The sequence below is a fragment of the Enterocloster sp. 210928-DFI.2.20 genome (genome assembly GCF_020554465.1).
GTDB classification, from domain to species: Bacteria; Bacillota; Clostridia; order Lachnospirales; family Lachnospiraceae; genus Enterocloster; species Enterocloster bolteae.
The window spans coordinates 126,448-145,393 of record NZ_JAJCHK010000011.1; the positions used below are offsets into that span (position 1 = coordinate 126,448).

12 protein-coding genes and 1 pseudogene are annotated in these 18,946 nt (G+C 44.2%); 6 read left to right on the forward strand and 7 right to left on the reverse strand.

Annotated features, from left to right (window positions below; all coding sequences use genetic code 11):
- Positions 1 to 16 precede the first annotated feature (16 nt).
- Complete coding sequence (locus tag LI015_RS12295) at positions 17 to 2,575, forward strand: response regulator (RefSeq protein WP_227125182.1); 2,559 nt, start codon at positions 17 to 19, stop codon at positions 2,573 to 2,575.
- A 138-nt stretch (positions 2,576 to 2,713) separates the two neighbouring features.
- Here LI015_RS12295 and LI015_RS12300 read toward each other — a convergent pair whose 3' ends face one another.
- The 3 genes from LI015_RS12300 to LI015_RS12310 all read right to left on the reverse strand — a co-directional run bounded on the left by LI015_RS12300 (position 2,714) and on the right by LI015_RS12310 (position 7,445).
- Positions 2,714 to 5,440 carry a sensor domain-containing phosphodiesterase gene (locus tag LI015_RS12300; RefSeq protein ID WP_227125184.1) on the reverse strand — a complete coding sequence of 909 codons (2,727 nt, stop codon included), beginning with the start codon at positions 5,438 to 5,440 and terminating at the stop codon, positions 2,714 to 2,716.
- Positions 5,441 to 5,767: 327 nt separating this feature from the next.
- On the reverse strand, positions 5,768 to 6,433 hold the full coding sequence (locus LI015_RS12305; RefSeq protein ID WP_002571280.1) for a bifunctional 4-hydroxy-2-oxoglutarate aldolase/2-dehydro-3-deoxy-phosphogluconate aldolase: 666 nt from the start codon (positions 6,431 to 6,433) through the stop codon (positions 5,768 to 5,770).
- A 13-nt stretch (positions 6,434 to 6,446) separates the two neighbouring features.
- Positions 6,447 to 7,445 carry a 2-dehydro-3-deoxygalactonokinase gene (locus tag LI015_RS12310; RefSeq protein ID WP_002569568.1) on the reverse strand — a complete coding sequence of 333 codons (999 nt, stop codon included), beginning with the start codon at positions 7,443 to 7,445 and terminating at the stop codon, positions 6,447 to 6,449.
- Between the two features lie 247 nt (positions 7,446 to 7,692).
- Between LI015_RS12310 and LI015_RS12315 the strand changes: the two genes are divergently transcribed.
- The 4 genes from LI015_RS12315 (at position 7,693) to LI015_RS12330 (ending at position 12,708) form a co-directional block, all read left to right on the forward strand.
- Entirely contained in the window at positions 7,693 to 8,328 is a 636-nt protein-coding gene (locus tag LI015_RS12315; protein ID WP_054354058.1) for a GntR family transcriptional regulator, read from the forward strand.
- Positions 8,329 to 8,457: 129 nt separating this feature from the next.
- Positions 8,458 to 9,951: a UxaA family hydrolase gene (locus tag LI015_RS12320; protein WP_227125186.1), complete on the forward strand. Its 1,494-nt coding sequence runs from the start codon at positions 8,458 to 8,460 to the stop codon at positions 9,949 to 9,951.
- A gap of 18 nt (positions 9,952 to 9,969) precedes the next feature.
- Positions 9,970 to 11,268 (forward strand): lactate racemase domain-containing protein, encoded by a 1,299-nt coding sequence (locus LI015_RS12325; protein WP_227125188.1) that lies wholly within the window; start codon positions 9,970 to 9,972, stop codon positions 11,266 to 11,268.
- Between the two features lie 81 nt (positions 11,269 to 11,349).
- The gene (locus LI015_RS12330; RefSeq protein WP_119205030.1) at positions 11,350 to 12,708 is read left to right on the forward strand and encodes a GntP family permease; all 1,359 of its coding nucleotides are present in this window, start codon (positions 11,350 to 11,352) and stop codon (positions 12,706 to 12,708) included.
- Positions 12,709 to 12,876: 168 nt separating this feature from the next.
- On the opposite strand, the gene LI015_RS29005 is transcribed toward LI015_RS12330, so the two are convergent.
- Positions 12,877 to 13,014: a hypothetical protein gene (locus tag LI015_RS29005; protein WP_415824377.1), complete on the reverse strand. Its 138-nt coding sequence runs from the start codon at positions 13,012 to 13,014 to the stop codon at positions 12,877 to 12,879.
- A gap of 147 nt (positions 13,015 to 13,161) precedes the next feature.
- Positions 13,162 to 13,393 (reverse strand): annotated as a pseudogene (locus LI015_RS29010) (IS5/IS1182 family transposase); the annotation flags it as partial.
- A gap of 229 nt (positions 13,394 to 13,622) precedes the next feature.
- Between LI015_RS29010 and LI015_RS12340 the strand changes: the two are divergent.
- Positions 13,623 to 15,068 (forward strand): GntR family transcriptional regulator, encoded by a 1,446-nt coding sequence (locus LI015_RS12340; RefSeq protein ID WP_002565996.1) that lies wholly within the window; start codon positions 13,623 to 13,625, stop codon positions 15,066 to 15,068.
- A 30-nt stretch (positions 15,069 to 15,098) separates the two neighbouring features.
- Here LI015_RS12340 and LI015_RS12345 read toward each other — a convergent pair whose 3' ends face one another.
- Both LI015_RS12345 and LI015_RS12350 read right to left on the reverse strand, forming a co-directional pair.
- Positions 15,099 to 17,612 (reverse strand): hybrid sensor histidine kinase/response regulator, encoded by a 2,514-nt coding sequence (locus LI015_RS12345; protein WP_002565997.1) that lies wholly within the window; start codon positions 17,610 to 17,612, stop codon positions 15,099 to 15,101.
- Complete coding sequence (locus tag LI015_RS12350; protein WP_227125190.1) at positions 17,609 to 18,946, reverse strand: ABC transporter substrate-binding protein; 1,338 nt, start codon at positions 18,944 to 18,946, stop codon at positions 17,609 to 17,611. Before LI015_RS12350 ends, LI015_RS12345 begins: the two co-directional genes overlap by 4 nt.

Genomic DNA, 18,946 nt, shown 5'->3' on the forward strand with positions numbered 1-18,946 from the left:
GGGAGGAATAACGTCAATGGCAGGCAGACAAAAAAATGATACTACGATACAATTTCTGATATACAGCTTCATTGGGCTCCTTATCTTTAGTATTGTTATTTTCAGCATTCTGGGAATTTATATGAGTCAAAAGAGCAGAAAGGCCGTTTACAAAGTTGGAGAGATCTATATGTCCGGAATGAATGAACAAATGTCCCGACACTTTGAAACAGTAATTAAATTGCGTTTTGATCAGGTCAGCGGCATTGTCTCTGTGGTTTCAACAGATAACAACGACAAAGAGGCACTATATGAGGAACTCATTTACAGGGCACAGGTCAGGGATTTTGACTATTTAGCGCTTTGTTCTGCTGAGGGAAATTTCGAAACTCTTTACGGACACCCAATACAGCCGCTCAACCCAGAACCTTTTGTAGAAGCATTATTACAGAGTGAACAGCGAGTTGCCGTAGGTGTTGATTCAGATGAAAATGAAGTGGTATTATTTGGTGTTGATGCTGCTTATCCTATGCAGAATGGCGATATGAGCACTGGCCTGATAGCAGCGGTGCCGCTGGAATACATCACTGATTTTCTTTCCCTGGAGGATAAAGGGCAGCTGATGTATTACCATATTATCAGGCCGGACGGCAGTTTTGTAATACAAAATCCCAACACCGAACTGTGGCCTTTTTTTGAAGAGCTGCAAAAGCATCTTGCTCTTGCAGAAAACGATTCATCTGAAGAAAATTCTATTGATGAATTTGGTATTGCTCTGAAAGATCATAAAAAGTATGCTGCCACATTTGAAGTGAATGGGGAAGAACGGCAAATTTATGGCATACCATTGCCTTATTCTGAATGGTATTTGGTAGCGGTAATGCCTTATGGTATATTGGACGATACCATAAACAGTCTGAGCAGTCAGCGTATGGTCATGACGTTGCTGTCCTGCGCTTCTGTTCTATTTATTTTGACATTGATTTTTCTTCGGTATTACTCCATGACCCGTTCTCAGCTGCATGAACTGGAAAAGGCCCGTCAGACAGCACTTGAGTCCAGCAAGGCCAAAAGTGAATTTTTAGCCAATATGAGCCATGATATCCGTACCCCCATGAATGCAATAGTAGGCATGACCGCCATTGCAACAGCCCACATGGATGACCGGGAACAGGTACAGAGTTGTCTGAGAAAAATCACATTGTCCAGCAAACATCTATTAGGGCTGATTAATGATGTTTTAGATATGTCTAAAATTGAAAGTGGTAAATTGACGTTAACAACCGAGCAGATTTCTTTGCAAGAAGTTACTGAAGGCATTGTTAACATTATGCAGCCACAAGTGAAGGCAAAAAAACAAACCTTTGATATTCATGTTGATAATATATTAACAGAAAATGTATGGTGCGACGGTGTACGCCTGAACCAGGTATTATTGAACCTCTTGTCGAATGCAACCAAGTATACACCGGAGGGAGGAGCCATACGATTATCCCTTTCTGAAGAAAAATCTCCAAAAGGAGAAAACTATGTTCGAATTCATATCAATGTCAAGGATAATGGAATCGGCATGTCACAGGATTTTCTGAAAAAAATATATGAATCCTATAGCCGGGCAGATGGTGCCAGGGTACATAAAACAGAGGGTGCAGGTTTGGGAATGGCGATTACAAAGTACATTGTAGACGCGATGGAAGGAGGCATTGAGGTTCAAAGTGAAATTGGCAAAGGTACTGAATTCCGTATTACATTTGATTTTGAAAAAGCTGCCGCAATGGAGGTGGATATGGTGCTCCCTTCCTGGAATATGCTGGTGGTTGACGATGACGAGCTATTGTGCAGAACAGCTATGAATGCGCTGAAATCTATTGGTATAAAAGCTGAATGGACATTAAGCGGGGAAAAGGCCATAGATTTGGTAATCCAACACCACAGCAGAAGGGACGATTATCAAATAATCCTGTTAGATTGGAAACTGCCTGGCATGAATGGGATTCAGGTTGCCAGAGAACTACGGCGCAATTTAGGAGATGAAGTACCTATACTGCTTATTTCTGCATACGACTGGAGCGAATTTGAAGCGGAAGCACGGGAGGCGGGTATCAGCGGCTTCATTTCCAAGCCTCTGTTTAAATCCACATTGTTCTATGCGCTGCGCCAATATATGGGAGTTGATACACCAAATAGCCGGACATTGAACCAGGGTATGGAGCTGTCCGGGCGCCGCATCCTTCTCGCCGAGGATAATGAACTTAACTGGGAGATTGCAAATGAGCTGTTATCTGATTTGGGAGTGGTATTGGATTGGGCCGAGGATGGCCAGATTTGTCTGGATAAATTCCAAAAGTCACCCGAGGGATATTACGATGCTATTCTCATGGATATAAGGATGCCGCATATGACAGGATATGAGGCCACGAAAGCAATCAGGGGACTGGAGCATCCGGATGCCTTATCTGTTCCAATTATTGCTATGAGTGCGGATGCTTTTTCGGATGATATACAGCATTGCCTGGAATGCGGTATGAACGCTCATATTGCAAAGCCTATTGACGTTATGGAATTGACCCGCATGTTAAAAAGATATTTAATATAGCCCCGTTTACTGCATTTATGTTCCGTCCACAAAAACATTGCAGGCCCTCAGGCTGCAGGAAGAAATAAAGTTTCAATCCCTGCTTTATTAACGCATTGCTGCAGCCTGAATTCATCCGCTGGAATATCCTCCTGGGCATCAGAGCCCCTGCATATACTTTTCTTCATACTCTGAAATTGATACAGGCCTGCTAAACAAATAGCCCTGCACAGTTTTGACACCATATTCTCTTAGAACCTCAAATTGCTGCCCGTCCTCTATCCCTTCAGCAACTAACTGAATTCCCATTTCACTGCACATTCTTGTCATCATCCCAATTATTATCTGTGCTCTTTTATTTGAAATAATATCTTTTACAAACCCTTTATCTATTTTTAATATATCGAATTTCACTAATGACAGCAGCGCTAAATTTGAACTTTCCACCCCAAAGTCATCCATTGCAACTCTGAATCCAGAATCTCTTATTTGATTGATTCTTGTTACCAATGTGTCCAAATTTGTAAAATTGGCGCTCTCAGTAATCTCTATTTCCAAATAATTTCTTTGAACATGATATTTGTCGCTGATCTCTTCCAATCTTTTTATAAAACGATCGTCCATAAAAGTGAGCTTTGAAAAATTACTGGAGATTGTAACGGCAGACTTCCCCTGCCTGGCCCAGATACTCAGGGTTTTGCATACCTCCTCAAATACATAATAGTCAATCTTACTGATCAGGTATGTGTCTTCTAAAACTGGAATGAATTTATCTGGTGCTATGATCGCTCCATTTTCATCCCGGTAACGTATCAATGCTTCTGCACCCACCATCCTGCAATCTTCCACATTTATTTTAGGCTGCAAATACACTTTGAAATTATGATTCTCTATTTTTTCGTTTAGCACATCAGGCTCAGCCAAGGAGCGCAGTATGTCATTATTATGCCTGTAGCGGCCAGTTGCATGGTGTCCCTGATAGAACCGCTTTTTATCATCATACATTAATTCATCCGCTTCTTTGATAATATCCTGAATATGAGTGCATTCTTCATTCCATCTGCATCCTATGGCTGCCTGACATTTGCTCTTCTCAAAAGCATTTTTTAACAGCTGAACATTATCGCAAAAGGATTCCTCGGTAATATCCACATAAATTATTACAAACTCATCGCCGCCAATACGGTAAAGGTACTTTGAATCAACGCTGTTTTTCACAATATCAGCGCATTCCTTAATCATCTTATCCCCCGTGTCATGGCCAAAGGAATCATTAATCTCTTTAAGCCCATTAATATCTAAATAGACCACTCCTACAGATTCTTTGCACTCTTTTAATTCAGATACATCCTGTATAAAACGGTTTCTATTGTAAAAAGAAGTTAACCGGTCTATTTGGCTCATCTCAAATAACATTGTTTCATTTTCATTTCGCTGCATGGTCAGAGAAAGAAAATACTGGATAGTCTGCAAAAATGGAACCGCTACTTCAGCCAGGCCCAAATCCTGATTATCCAGGCCTATTGACCCATTTACTTTTCCATTCTTCATCATGGGTACCCATATAATATTTCGTATTCCCTGTTGGACAAGCAGTTCATAGCCCTTCGGGAATGTATCCTTTATTTCTTCAATATCATTAATAACCAGCTTTTTGTGCTTGTCCAACTCATCCAGCCATACTTGATAATCACCGATTGGGATATTCTGTAAATTGTCTATTTGTGGCAAAACACCTTCTTTACACCATTCTGCGATGTTAGAATAATACTGGTCATGAAACCGGAAAACATAGGAACGTTCTGCCGAAAACAGTGTTCCTATATATTGCAGAACCTTTGTGATTGCGCTTTGTATGTTGCGATTATTATAAAGTTCCCTTACACATGCAAGGCGTATATCATCTCTTTTCAGTCTTCTTTTTAATTCATTTTTTTCATTATTAGCTTCTGTAATATCAAAAGCAATTTCCATCCGGACTGTGCGTCCATCCCATTCAATCAGGCGGTCTTTCAAAAGATAATGTTTTTTTATTATAGGGTTTGTATACTCCCAGGAATATGTTTCATCCGCTTTAAGCAGCTTATTGGTACAAAAAGGACAGGGTTCTTCAAATCCCTGTAAAACTTTATAGCATTTTATATTCGGCTGGCTGTCGTCAATCTGAAACATTCTCTTTCCCGCTTCATTGACAAACAGCAGTTCATACGTATTTATGTCTGAGACATACATTAATTCTGATATCTCATTCATAGGCGCCATTAACTCCTGGGCTCTTCTTGACAACTGCTCGCTCTTTTTTATATTTTCCTTTTCAGCCTCAATTAATTTTTTCCGGCGCTTTTCCTGGCAAATGGTAAAAACAGAACAGCCAAAAGCCATTAATCCAAATATAATATTGGTGATCACCAGTGACTTTCTTGCATTCTGTACCGTATGTTCCGTATATTCTTCAGCCGTAAACACTGTATCATTGGCTAATCTAAAATAATCTTCACTCAATTCATAAAGCATCTGATTGGAAGGATCTTTCCGATAATTGTATATCTGCGCTTTAATATCTTCCCAGTCATTTTGCATTTCTATTAACATGGTTTGGAATTCTTCGCTATCCAGTTTTATCAGATTTAATTCATCACTCCCGCTTGAAAGTCCTGACAATATGTTATCCAGAAAATAAATCAACTCGTCATCCGGTACATGATTCAATTCCTTTTTAATCAGTCTCTGTGTTGCTCCCCGAACGATACCAATATAATTTATGACCCTGGCATTCCCCTGTAAATCATCCGTTAAATCAAGTGACATATGCGCTGTAAATATAAGAGCTGTGCAAAAAATGATTGGAACAAAAACCCCGCCTAATTTCCTGATTATCCTCCCCATTTAATCCCCCTCCTTTGTACTTTAAAATTTATCGTGTTCCGTATATGCCACATTCCAAAGCGGATATCAGAAAGCAGCGGGATTAAAATAAGCCTTATGGTGTAAAAGTCATTCAGAGATAACATCCGTTTAATGTCTGCTTAGATAAACACTAACTATGATTTTAACCCCTTCGTATAAAACTGTCAAACATTAACAATAATTAACTATACCAATACATCAATTAGTTTTTCTGATTAACCAGTATTTTTCAGGGCGTTTAATAATCATAGAAAAAGCCTCCGGTTAATAACCGAAGGCATACATAAGACAATTCTTTCTTTACTTCTATTCTCCCAAAGCGTTCCGGAAAGCCAGTGCCCTTTCAGTCAGATTTTCAAAATCATGGCTGACTGTCAGTGATTGGTTTACAAGATTGCTCCCTATCCCAAAGCAGGCAACACCGGCGGCAGTAAACTGGCATATATTTTCCGGGGTCACGCCTCCCACTGCTGCCATCGGAATGTGGGATAGTGGACCACGGACCGCCTTTATGTAGGATACTCCTAAAAGTCCTGCTGGAAACAATTTGATGATATCGCCCCCATAATTATACGCATCCACAATCTCAGAAGGCGTAAATGCACCAGGCATGGATATAAGTCCCAGTTCCTTTGTCTTCTCAATCACACTTCTGTCAACATTAGGAGATATGATATACTCTGCACCGCTTCTATAAGCCTCTTCTGCTTCCTCTGCTGTGAGAACCGTACCGGCGCCAATATGCATACGTTCGGACAGGTGTTCCTTCAGCAATGCGATTGAATGGAGCGTCTCCCTTATTCCCTCAGGTCCGCTGTGATCAAAGGTGACTTCCATCATGCAAATTCCGCCGTCTGCCAGAGCCCGTCCCGTATCCAGGATCAGCCCGGATGGGATACCTCTTACAATTGCAACTATTTTTTCCTTCCTAATCATCTGCAGAATCATCTGCTGCCTATTTCTCTCATCCATTATCCTATCCTCCCTAAAAATCTCCATTATAAACAGCTATAAGCAGCGCCCCGTATCCGGAGAGCAGCAATTCTCCCGAATCATACCCTGACACATCAGAGAATGAACCATCTTCCTCAAACAGCCTGGTCAAGGCGCTCCTAAGAGGTTCCTTCCCGGCCACTACCACCTGCATGTCCGGGCTCAGCATGAGCGCGCTGCTCTTTTTAACAGCACTTATATCAGAAGAAAGCACTGCTCCCAGCAGGTAACCGGCGCAATCTTTTGGAGATGCGGACAGACATTGGTTCAGAATACGGGTTGTAAATACCGCCCTGGTCAGACTGGTATCCCGTGCTGTCTTAAAGCCCTTCAGCACCATTTCCCAGTTATAATGAGCAGAAGCAAAGGAATGGTTAACCGCATCCGCTATAATGGTATGATTGGTGATGGCTGACAGCAGCTCTCCGGACAAGGTGGTCAGACACCCCGTCAGTCTCCCCGATCGATCCGTAGTCACGAACTTATTGTGCGAACCGGGCAGCGCGAGAAGGACAGCCCCTTTTACCGTGATAAGAGATAGCAAAGCCAGTGCCTCTGTCTCCTCCCCTCTCATAATATCCATGGATTCCAGGGTATCCATATCCACAGCATTGGAATTTTTCAGGCCCGGGATGAAATGAATGGGGAGTTCAAACACCTCCGGAATGAGCACAGCTCTCACCGCTGCCGCAAAATCCTCTAATCCTGCAGGAGCCTCTATATGCGGAACCTCTGTAAGTCCTACATTGGAAGTAATCATACCGGATGCATAAACAGATGCAATCTGATGGATTGTCAGATTATTTCTATTTAATAATGTCTGGATGCCTTCACGTATGGCTCCGGCCAGCCTTTTATTGTTACCCTCTACAGCTGTGACTCTGACTCCAATTTCGCTCTTATAAATATCCACGCATGCCTTCTTTTGGTTCCACAGAGCAACTCGGGTGTTCGTTGTTCCGCTGTCAATGGTAATCAGATAGTGTTCCATATGTACTGCTGCCTCCTCGTGCATAAATTAAAATACTGAATAGGTCGATAAAATATTAGTGATATATTTGTGATATATTAATTCTATGATACCATTCTCCGAACAATTCTTCCATATTTAAAAACTCACAAAAAAACCATTGAAAAAATGTGCATACTTTACAATTTTCAAAGAAACCGCAAAGAAATATTGTGTTTTTTAAATATTTGTGATATATTTCCCATATACCAGCAGAAAGGAGAGGACGTTGGAAAACAAATCAGACTATGCATATCAGGAACTAAAAAATAGAATTATATCCGGACAGATGCCTCCTCTTAGTGATGTTTCGGAAGAACAGCTCCAAAAGGAACTGGGAGTCAGCAGAACCCCTATCCGCGAGGCCATACAAAAGCTGGAGAAAGAACACTTTGTGATGATTTATCCAAGGCGTGGCACGCTTGTCAGTGACATTACACTGGATTTGATCTACTCCATCTATGAAGTCAGACTGCTGAACGAACCGTTTATTGCCCGTTCAGCCTGCCGCTACATTGTCAATGAATGGATTGATCATATGTACACCTCCTTCTCCACAACATTTCATGAAAAGGAGGGCGAACAGCAGCGGGATTATTACATTGAGTTGGACCGGGAACTTCATGATACCCTGACTAGCCATACCAATAACTTTATGCTGAAGGACATGTTCCGGGTGGTAAATGACCATAACCACAGAATCCGTATCCTTACATCCCAACGCAACATGAATTACCAGAGGTCCATCAATGAGCATCTTGCCATCCTGGAGGCTCTCCGACTCAGAGACGAGAGCCAGCTGGAGAACGCAGTAAGAGAACATATTCTCACTGCCAAGCAGGAAGCCTTTGAATACTACTATTAACAGCGGCCTGCCAGAATTCAGAATTTTGAATAGGAGAATTCCACAGAGATGGTTTCTCCTATACTTTTGCAGAGTCTGATATATTACAAATATATTTGTAATATATATTATTGAAAGGAGAATTCCCAAATGGAGAGAAAACTCATAAAAATCGAGGAACATGACAATGTTGCTGTGGCGGTAGAGTCCATAAAAAGGGGACAGACCGTTATAGCCGGCCAGACTGAGGTTACCGCCCAGGAGGACATCCCCTTCGGACACAAAATCGCTCTCAGAGATATAGAAGCAGAGGAAGCGGTTATTAAATACGGATATGCCATCGGACATGCCTCCTGTCCCATCAAAAAGGGCTCATGGGTACACAGTCATAACCTTGCAACTAACCTGAAAGGCATGCTCACCTACACTTATGAGCCTGATATCCCCCGCCCGGCCAATGTTTCCGGTATTTCACGTACATTTCGCGGATACGTCCGCAAGGATGGAAACGTGGGTATACGAAACGAGATTTGGATCATCCCCACTGTATCATGCGTCAATACAACGGTACGGATGCTGGCCGACATGGCGGCCAGGGAATGCGGGGAACTCTGTGACGGCATTTATGCCTATCCCCACAACGCAGGGTGTTCCCAGCTCGGTGATGATTTTGAAACAACACAAAAAATCCTGGCCAGCATTGTCCATCATCCCAATGCAGGAGGCGTACTGTTGGTAAGCTTGGGATGCGAAAATAATGATTTAGAACATTTTCTTCCTGTTTTAGGAGAAATTGATGAGAGCCGTGTTAAAATGATGGTGACTCAGGATGTGGAAGGGGACGAACTTGAGTATGGTATGGAGCTGATTCGTGAGCTTGCCCAGGAACTAAGCCAGGACCAACGCGAGGATGTACCTGTGAGCAAACTAAAAATCGCTTTTAAATGCGGCGGTTCCGACGCGTTCTCAGGAGTGACAGCCAATCCCCTCTGCGGACGCATTGCCGACTGCATTACCGCATTGGACGGAAGCGCTGTCCTGACCGAGGTTCCTGAGATGTTTGGCGCTGAGACCATTCTGATGAACCGCTCCGACTCAGACAAAACATTTCATCAGGTAGTGGAACTAATCAATGGATTCAAACAATATTATCTGGATTACGGCCAGCCTGTTTATGAGAATCCTTCTCCCGGGAATAAAAGGGGCGGTATTACCACGCTGGAAGAAAAATCCCTGGGATGTATACAAAAAGGCGGCAAGGCCATGGTGACAGGCACTCTGCAATATGGGGAGCGTTGTATAAAACCAGGTCTGAACCTTATGACCGGTCCCGGAAATGACAGTGTATCCATAACGGACCTGCTCTCCTGCGGAGCCCAAATCCTGTTCTTCACCACCGGCAGGGGCAATCCCTTGGGCGCAGCTATTCCTACCATAAAAATAGCCTCCAACAATGTTCTTTATGAGCGCAAGGAGAGGTGGATAGATTACAACGCCGGAGCCATACTGGACGGAAAAACGTTTGATGATGCAGCCCATGAGCTTTGGGACCTGATGATACAAACGGCATCCGGCCAACATACAAAAAATGAAATCTACGGATACAGAGAAATCATGATTTTCAAAAACGGTGTACTGCTTTAACACCAGGAGGAGGCACTTATGGCATTAGAGACTAAGAAAGAAGGAAATATAATAACAGAACTGGCTTCCAGTGTAAGACTTCCAAAAATGGTAAAAGTCAAACAGCTTCTGGACCATAGCCATATTGATATTAATGAGATTCCGGGAATTGTACGCAGTGAACTTGATCGTGAGGAACTGAGGGCCCGAATCAAACCAGGCGCAAGTGTTGCCATAACCTGCGGAAGCCGCGGAGTTGCCAATATAGCAGTAATCATCCGGGCCATTGTGGATTTTGTCAAGGAATGCGGCGGAAGTCCCTTCATATTCCCGGCTATGGGAAGTCATGGAGGAGCCACTGCCCAGGGGCAGCGTGAAATACTGGCCAGTTACCATGTTACAGAGGACACTATGGGATGCCCTATCAAGGCTACCATGGAAGTGGTTCAGGTTGGCGAGACACCTGACGGTATGCCGGTCTATGTAGACCGATACGCATATGAGGCTGACGCCATCATACTATGCGGACGTGTAAAAGCCCATACGGCCTTCAGGGGTCCCTACGAGAGCGGCATCATGAAGATGGCTGTTATTGGTCTTGGGAAACAAAAAGGAGCTGAGACAGTCCATCGCAACGGCTTCTGCGAACTTGGGACCATGCTTCCTGTCATTGGAAGGGTCGTTTTGGAACATGCGCCTGTAATCGGAGCTCTGGCTTTGGTGGAGAATGCCTTTGACCAGACCTGTATCATCAAAGGTATGCTGAAGGAAGAGATATATGAAGAGGAGCCCAAACTGCTAATTGCCTCCAAACAGAGGCTGGGAAAGATTTATTTTGACAACATCGACGTTCTGGTGGTGGACCGGATTGGCAAAGATATCAGCGGAGATGGCATGGACCCCAACATAACAGGACGGTTTGCTGTTCCTTACATTAACGAGGGCATTAAAATCCAGCACATTGCGGTTCTGGATCTGACAGATGAGACACATGGAAACTGCAACGGACTGGGGCTTGCAGACGTAACAACCAAACGGCTGGTGGATAAAATTGATGTGGACTGTACATATCCAAATGTGGTGACATCCACAGTGCTCTGCACACCTAAAATACCGCTGTTTACCCATTCTGACAAAACATGTATACAGATTGCCCTGCGCACCTGCAATTATATTGACCGCGAACATCCGAGAGTGGTGAGAATAAAAGATACGATGAACTTAGAGGAGATTTACATATCTGAGTCCATGTTAAAGGAAGCGGAAGAATCAAACCATGTAATCGTATCCGGCCCGCCGAAAGACTGGGTTTTTAACGAAGATGGAAATCTTTGGTAATTGTTTTTATTCAGATAATGAACCGTACCGTGGATAGGTACGGTCCACATATAAAATCAACATCTATTGGAGGAGGATATTATGTCAGGTACATTACTTGTCGTTAACTTAATCGTTGCAATCGCTCTGATGATTGCGCTTATACTTATACCCAAACTAAATCCCGCTATCAGCTTAGTCATTGCCAGTATCTATATGGGCGTATCCTGCGGATTGGGTTTTGTCACATCCATTGACACGATTGCCTCTGGTTTTGGCAATATGATGGCCAGCATAGGACTGCCTATCGGCTTTGGAGTGATTCTGGGACAGCTCATGAGCGATACCGGAGCTGCTAAGGTAATTGCAAAAACCATTGTACATTCTGTTCCCAATAAATTTGTACTGTATGCCGTGGCAATAGCCGGATTCATACTGGCTATTCCCGTATTCTTCGATGTAACCTTTATCATACTGATCCCCATTGGCATTGCAGTTGCCAAAGAGGTGAACAAACCTCTGGCCTATGTAGTAGGAGCTCTCACCATCGGAGACGGCATTGCGCAGACTCTGGTGCCTCCTACCCCCAACCCTCTGGCTGCAGCGGATCTGCTGCATTTCAATCTGGGAACCATGGTAATCATGGGCCTGATTATCGGAGCTATCGCAACGGTTGTTTCCGTATTTATCTATACAAAAATACATGATACCGGCTTTTTTAAACCTGAAAAGGATATGAACCCCAACGCGGAACTGTTCAGCGAAGAAAAAGAATTGGAATCAGATAAGCAGCCCTCTTTTCTGGTATCCTTTCTTCCCATACTGATTCCTGTTGTATGTATCCTGACAGGCACAGGGGCTGACGCCATCTATGACGAGACACCTATGGTAGCCCAATTCCTCGGCAATAAGATCATTGCTATCCTGTTGGGAACACTCTGTTCCTATCTGATTGGTTACAAGTATCTGGGACGGGACAAGGTTGAGGCATCCGCAGGAGAGGCATTAAAGCAAGCCGGTATTGTTCTGCTCATAACTGGAGCCGGAGGTTCATTTGGTTCCATCATCTCAGCCACTGACATCGGAAATGCCCTGGTCACAACATTGAGCATCAATAGCGGTTCCGTAATAAAGGTATTGTTCCTGGCTTATTTTATCGGCTGCATATTCCGTATTGCCCAAGGTTCCGGTACAGTAGCCGGTATTACCGCCATGACAATCATGGCGACCATTGCTCCCAGCGTGTCCATCCACCCTGTCTATATCGCACTGGCCGCACTGGCGGGAGGAATCAGTGTGGGACATGTCAATGACAGCGGTTTCTGGGTCGTAAGTAATTTATCGGGATTTACCGTAACCGGCGGTTTGAAAACTTACACTGTAGCACAAATCATCATGTCTATCTCCATTATGATATTAACCCTTTTATTTGCACTGGTACTTCCAGGTGCAATTGGGTAATATTATGTAAGTGGGGGTGTCGCAAAATCATCAAAATAGATGATTGAGCGGCACCCTCACTCTGTATATAGAAAAAAATCAGGAGAAAATCATTTTCGATCGACTTTCTCCTGATTTTGGGTATACTTTAATAAGCATACGGCTTTTCTTGTATTTATGCACTCGCTTTTAGATCAAACAAATAGCTTCCAGTCCGCTCATTCTGGATTTTTCTATGTAGGGGCAGCCGGTGCAGTCCTCACATTCGTATACTGTCACCTCAGACTCATACCCACTTTTGCTGCGCTGCTTTTTCAGGCAGATCACCCGCAGTTCCTTTTAAAACTCCTTTTTTCCATTTTTCATAGGTTTGAGGTTTGATGTATGGCTGCTGCCCCTCCTCCCGCAGATAGCTGTACCCTTCTTCACTTTCATATCCTGAATCAGCGGTAACACTCGGATAGTTAAAACCCAGAAACCGGAACGGAACCGGGCAATGGTACTGTGATCCGGCGCTTTTTGTCCGGCTAACAACCACATGAAGTTGGTAGGCCTGATAAAGCTTTGTATAGTCTAAATCCTCCAATTCGTGGCTCAGCAGTCAGACCAAATCATCGTTCGGAACCAGCCCTTCCAAACTTAATGGCAAAACCAGTTGATACGTGCGGCCAAGTTCGGTATAATCTTTAGTAGTGTAATTATTTATTCGCGTACTTAATTATACCACGGATGGCGGACTCTTCGGAGCCTGCTTTTCTGTTTTTATACAGAAAAGGAGCTGTTGCTCCAGTAGATTATTTATCTACTTTTGCGACACCCCCATCTATTCTTTGCACATATGGTTTAGAAACAATTCTCACATTCTGTAGATAACCACTCCTTTTCATGCTATACTAATTTACATATAATGATTGACGCGAAATGAGGTGCCCTGCATGAAAGGCAATATGGAACGGTATCAGGTTGTCTACAGTGTTTTAAAAACACACATTCAGTTTGGAATCTATGGGTTTGGTGATGTTCTGCCTTCCATCGAAAACGCCGCCGCTGATTTCTTTGTCTCCGTTGATACGATGCGCGCGGCTTATCAGCAGCTGCAGCGGGATGGCTTGGTCACCATTTCCACAAATATAGGGACTACGGTAGTCAGGAATTACGGAAAAGAAGAAATTGAACAGAATATTCAGATGTTCTATGCGCAGAGGAAAAACATCCTGATTGATTTAAGTAAATCCCTGCGCCCGCTACTGGGCCATGCCCAATGGATTGGTTTTAAAAACATTCCTGCTGAGATTTACGGCAATCTCCGCCAGCTTGAAGACAGCCATTCACTGCCCCAGACAACCACGTTTGAACATGTTGTCCGGGCTTACACTGCACTAGGGAACAATCTGCTTTTCCGGCTTGTCTGGCAGATTTTCATGTTCTGTGAAAACCCATTCTTTAATATGCGGGATAATCCATGGCGTACCTTTATAATCAAAGATTTTCTCCCGCGTTCTTGGGATTGCTGTATAAAACAGGACTGGGATTGCCTGCGGGAATTGGTTTATGCTTCTCAGGACAGCCTGTCTCTGGCACTGTGCCGGTTTTATGATGAAAAAATCACGATGCCTCCGCCGGAACAGGAAGTCGCATTTCAGTGGAATTCTTATAATAAGGCATCCCAGATCTGCTATTCGCTGGCTATGGATTTACTTGTTTCAATCAACAATGGCGTGTACCCTGCTGATACCCTTCTTCCTTCTCTCAACAAATTGTCCCAAGAGAAACAGGTCTCAGTGAGCACAGTCCGCAGGGCGCTTTCCCTGCTAAACGGCGTTGGGGCAACAAAATCCGCCAAACGGATTGGCACAAGAGTCCTCCCTTCACATGAGATTGTAAAAAACTGCGACTTTAAAAACCCTGCCGTCCGCAAACGGCTCCTGGATATGGCGCAGAGCCTGCAGTTTCTCACCTTATCCTGCCGGGACGTGGCCGAAGGCACCATACAGGCCTTGACAGAGGACGGCCTGCAAACATGCAGAAAACGTTTGGCTGCTTTAAAGAATAGTCAGCAGTATGAATTAATCGGCTACGCTACACTGGAGCTTCTTAAATGCTTTGCCCCTTATAAGGCCATTCGTACTGTCTACAAAGAGCTGCTTCAGCTGCTCTTTTGGGGATATTCCCTGAAAGACATATGGAAAACGGATGAGGGCAGAATCCACTACTATCTTTCCTGTTTTGAGGAATTTGACCTTTTCCTGGCCGAAAAAGATGCCGCTGGTTTTTCCATGAAATTAGAGGAGCTAATGGCCGGGGAGTTTCATTTTACAATAGAAATTATGATTTCACAGGGAATTCATGAAGCAAAAAAGCTTTTGGTTATTGGTATATGATGTAAACGTCAGAACGAAATGCTTCTGTACCTACAAAACTGCAGACAATACGTCTGCAAGCACATCCATATCAATGGGCTTACCGACATGTGCATTCATACCGGATTCCAGCGCTGCATGCACATCGTCCGAAAATGTGTTGGCGGACATTGCTATAATCCGAATACTCCCTGCCTGCGGATGCGTGGATTTACGGATGCGCCTGGCAGCCTCATATCCATTCATGACCGGCATCTGGATATCCATGAGAATCGCATCAAAATAACCGGGGTCCTTCTCTTCAAACGCCTTTACCCCCTCCGCTCCGTCGGGAGCGCATTCCACAGCCGCTCCGGATACCTCCAGCAGCTGAGAGGCAATCTCACAGTTTAACTCATTGTCTTCCACCAGAAGAAAACGCCTGCCTGTGAAAATATTTCGGGAGTCCCGTGGGCCAGTCCGGCCGCAAAGCTCGTCATCCGCTTCCTTGGAAAGCGGAAGCTCTACCTCCACGGTAAATACAGAACCTTCCCCCAAACGGCTTTCCACATAAATCTGGCCCCCCATCGCCGCTATGATATTTTTAGAGATAACAAGACCCAGTCCGGTTCCCTCCGCCTGATTTTGATGCCGGCTTCTCTCCCTTTCAAAGGGCAGAAAGAGTTTTGGCAGAAATTCAGGGCTGATGCCGATGCCTGTATCAGCTACTGCAATCCGGTAAACGGCATGGCCTGAATGCTTCTGCGGCAGTTCTTTAACCGTTAACGTAATGGTTCCATTTTCAGGTGTAAACTTACCGGCATTGGAAAGCAGGTTTAACAAGACCTGGTTAAACCTCAGGGAATCACCCAGCAGATATTCATGGCGGATATCCTTTGTTTCTGTCACAAAGACCTGGTTTTTTGCCTGGTACTGCGGGTTTACAATCGCAATATTCCTTTGAATCAGCTCCGTAAGGGAAAATGATTCCGAAGTGAGGACCAGCTTGCCGCTTTCGATTTTTGACATATCCAGTACATCGTTAATCAACTCTAACAAATGTTTCGAAGAAATTCCTATCTTATACAGACAGTCCTTTACCTTTTCGCGGTCCTCAATGTGAATCTCCGCCAGCTTTGTCATTCCAACGATTGCATTCATAGGTGTCCGTATATCATGGGACATGTTGGACAGGAACACGCTTTTCGATGCATTGGCATGTTCGGCTGCGGCAACCGCGGCATTTAAATTTTCCCGTATCTGTCTGTCGTGGGTTACATCTGTAACGGCAAATATGTACTTTAGTTCCCCCAGCAGTTTTACAGGCAGGGCAGCAATTTGAATCCACATTTGTCTGGACAGCAGATCGTTATACACCGGAATTGTTTTTACTGTTTTCTCATCAATCCGCTCTTTTAAGACACTGCATAGCGTCTCATAAAAGCTGCCGGAACACCGGCCACAGTCTTCTCCAAGATTCTGCGGTTTGATGCCCAGTATCTTCTCTGCATTTTCAAATGCATACTCTACATGGCCGGTATGCCCGTCCACTATAAAAATAGCGGTATCAATGTTTTGCGCAATCGCCTCATTGATATTTTGAACGTACCGTTCGTAGTCCCTTCTTTTTTTATTGCGCAGCAGAAAAAACGCAGCAATAACAGCAACTGAAAATACGATTGCCGCGGTTATGATAAAAGCCATTTTCATGGTGTGCATGATAATTGCCGTACCGTCTTTTTCCACCATGCTCAGGGGAATAACCGATACATAATACCAGTTATGCTTCTGCATAAGAGGCATAAAGGTAAGAAACTGTTTCTCTCCCTCAAAGTCAAATACCGCCGTACCGCTGGCCTGGGACCGCAGGGCCGCTGAAAATTTCCGGATGGATTCCTCATCATTTTCCCCATCCTTTAAGACATCCTGAATCGTACTATATATCTGGAGATAGCTGAAACGGACCGGGGCCAGCACAATCGAACCGTTATCATCCAATACATAGCTGTAACCGGCATCATTGTATGTAGAACCGTGGTAAGCATTCTGCAGTAATTCCACAGGATATGCTTCATAGAGACCGCCCACCACTTTGCCGTCTCTATAAATCGGTATTTGAAACATTATCTGACGTCTTCCTAATTCTCCCAGAAATACATCCGTAATTCCCTCGTTCCCCTGCAGCGCTTCGGTGAATAGTTCCTTCTTATCCGCGAAGTTCTTATTCATCCCCCCTGTGTCCTGATAGGTTCCATTCGTATCAATAATCCACATGCGGGCCGCCCCGTGCTTTTCTTTATAATCTTCCAGTAATTCCGGGTAGGCAAACAAATCATCAAAGGCCCCAAGATTTGCGGCAAAGGACTGAAGGGACAGCAGCTCTGAATGTATCTTTTCATCCAGAAACTGTGCTTTGCTGACGGTCAGCTCCGTAATACTCTTGGTCGTCGTATTCCGCACCAGTTTTCGAACAGACTGTACGCTCATCAGGCTTACAGCCGTCATGGCTCCAATCGCCAGTAAGAGACAGAGGCAGCTAATATAAATTAAATACTTATACGTTTTTCTTCCTTCTTTTATTTTCAAGGGTGTTTCTCCTGTTTATCATATGCGGAAATCTGTTCCAGCTGGATTTTATTGTATTCCTCTGTGGCCTCCACAGCTGTCCTTCCATTAAACATTTCAAGACATAATTCCCGCACAACATCCCAACTGCCAAACTTCAAGTGCATATCCTCTGCCGGAATCCTGATTCCTGATACATATGTATCATATGCAGGCCGCATCTTCTCATTGCTCAGCGTAAAATCCGAGCTTTTATAAACGGGCAGAATAATCGTTCCATTTTCCATACTCTCTTTATAATACTCGCTGGACAGATATGACACAAACTCCATGGCCTCGTCCAGATTATCACTGTCCGGATTAACGCAGAGGCGGGAAACTACAGTAATCAGCAATGCCGTTCCTCCCGGAACGGGAATTCCCTGTACATGATAATCGGGCGGGGGATTTGCCTCTTCCACCAAAGGGATATATTCCAGGGGCCCAAAATAAAATGCGGTCATACCGGAAGTGAAATCAGAAATATCCTTCTCTCCCGCGCGCAGTGCATCCGCGGCATCCCCATCCACCCCATCCCCATACCAACCGTTCTCCACAGAGGTTTGAAATGCCTCAAATCCCTCCACCATATAATCCCCAATCTGCTCTTCCCCGGAATTCAGCAATTCAAGGTGTTTTTGGATATCCGGGCCGTCATAGAGTTTATATAATCCGTTGGCGATAGTGGGAACAGCCGTAGCATGCCAGCGGCTAAGGCTGAGCGGCGTCCCTCCAAGCGCCTTTATCTCAGTACAGCAAACTTTAAATTCTTCCAGATTGTCCGGCGCTTCCAGTCCATACCGCTCTAACACATCCATATTGACAAATAATGCATATGCCGTCATATTCATTGGAATGCAATATACCGTATCCCCGATGACCGCCTCCTCCCTGGCGCTGTCGTTTAACTTCTGAAACGCTTCCAGAGAAGACAAATCCTGGAAATACCCATTATGTGCAAGGGTCTTTACACTGTCCTCATTGACAATAAAAATATCATCGCCCTTTCCGGTTCTTAACCGTTCCTCAAGATACTCATTATAGCCGTCCGCAGTCGCGATGCCCTCAAATACAACATGAACATCATGGCTTTTATTGTATTTGTCAATTAACCTTCTGTATGATACGGCTCCGCTGGATTTTCCTTCCACAGGTGCAAAAAAGGTCAGCGTCTTTCCCTGAGGCAGATCCCTCTGCGCCTTCGGCTCCACAATATTCACCTCATTCCCGGAACCAGGGAAACGGTGACAGCCGCTCAAGCTCCCAATGCAGAGAACCAGTGCGGAAAAGAAGAGATTATAACTGCGTTTTATCAT

Coding starts and splice junctions, on each gene's coding strand:
- LI015_RS12350 (WP_227125190.1), bottom strand. CDS start 18,946: ATGATAAAACGCAGTTATAATCTCTTCTTTTCCGCACTGGTTCTCTGC.
- LI015_RS12325 (WP_227125188.1), top strand. CDS start 9,970: ATGGCATTAGAGACTAAGAAAGAAGGAAATATAATAACAGAACTGGCT.
- LI015_RS12300 (WP_227125184.1), bottom strand. CDS start 5,440: ATGGGGAGGATAATCAGGAAATTAGGCGGGGTTTTTGTTCCAATCATT.
- LI015_RS12340 (WP_002565996.1), top strand. CDS start 13,623: ATGAAAGGCAATATGGAACGGTATCAGGTTGTCTACAGTGTTTTAAAA.
- LI015_RS12330 (WP_119205030.1), top strand. CDS start 11,350: ATGTCAGGTACATTACTTGTCGTTAACTTAATCGTTGCAATCGCTCTG.
- LI015_RS12320 (WP_227125186.1), top strand. CDS start 8,458: ATGGAGAGAAAACTCATAAAAATCGAGGAACATGACAATGTTGCTGTG.
- LI015_RS12305 (WP_002571280.1), bottom strand. CDS start 6,433: ATGGATGAGAGAAATAGGCAGCAGATGATTCTGCAGATGATTAGGAAG.
- LI015_RS12310 (WP_002569568.1), bottom strand. CDS start 7,445: ATGGAACACTATCTGATTACCATTGACAGCGGAACAACGAACACCCGA.
- LI015_RS12295 (WP_227125182.1), top strand. CDS start 17: ATGGCAGGCAGACAAAAAAATGATACTACGATACAATTTCTGATATAC.